The sequence below is a fragment of the Erwinia sp. MYb416 genome (assembly GCF_037479575.1).
Taxonomy (GTDB): Bacteria; Pseudomonadota; Gammaproteobacteria; order Enterobacterales; family Enterobacteriaceae; genus Erwinia; species Erwinia rhapontici.
On record NZ_JBBGYT010000088.1, the window covers coordinates 1 to 681 of the forward strand.

1 protein-coding gene is annotated in these 681 nt (G+C 56.5%); it reads right to left on the reverse strand.

Features of this window, described 5'->3' with window-relative positions; translation table 11 throughout:
• A partial coding sequence (locus WH277_RS00765) for an alpha-amylase family glycosyl hydrolase (RefSeq protein ID WP_339503811.1) occupies window positions 1-681 on the reverse strand: 681 nt, incomplete at both ends.

Below are 681 nucleotides of genomic sequence, written 5' to 3' on the forward strand. Positions count from 1 at the left end.
GGGAAAGGCCAGCAGCAGCGCATGAGCAAGCAGGAAACGGCGCAGGCGGGTATCGTCGTCGTCCGTTTTCTGATTCAGCGCATCCATGTAGGTGACGTTAATTTCATACGGGCTGGTGCTGCCGTCAGGGTTATTCTTATAGGAGATCAGTGCCCCTTCCATCGCCAGATCGCGCACCAGCGAAACGATTTCAGTTTCTGGCAGAATGCCGCGTAAGGGGTTCAGACCGATGCCGTCATGTGAGGCGAGGAAATTGAAGAAGGTGGTGCTGCCGCTGCCGCCATCGAGGGAGGCGGCCCACTGCCGCAGGGCGCGCGAGGATCCGTAATGGATCGCGTGCAGCACCAGCGGCGGCAGTGAAAATTGATACACCATCTGCGCCTCATCACGACCATTACCAAAATAGCTGATGTTATCTTTGTGCGGTACGTTGGTTTCCGTCAGCACAACCGTGCCTGGTGCCACCTCGTTGGCGATGGCGCGAAACAGTTTGACCAGTTGGTGGGTTTTTTCCAGATGAATGCAGGACGTCCCCGGGGTTTTCCACATGTAGCCCACGGCATCCAGCCGCAGGTAATCGGCGCCTTTTTCCAGATAATCCAGTACCACGTTCACCATCGCGATCAGCACTTCCGGGTTAGTGAAGTTCAGGTCGATCTGATCGGCGCTGAAGGTGGTCCA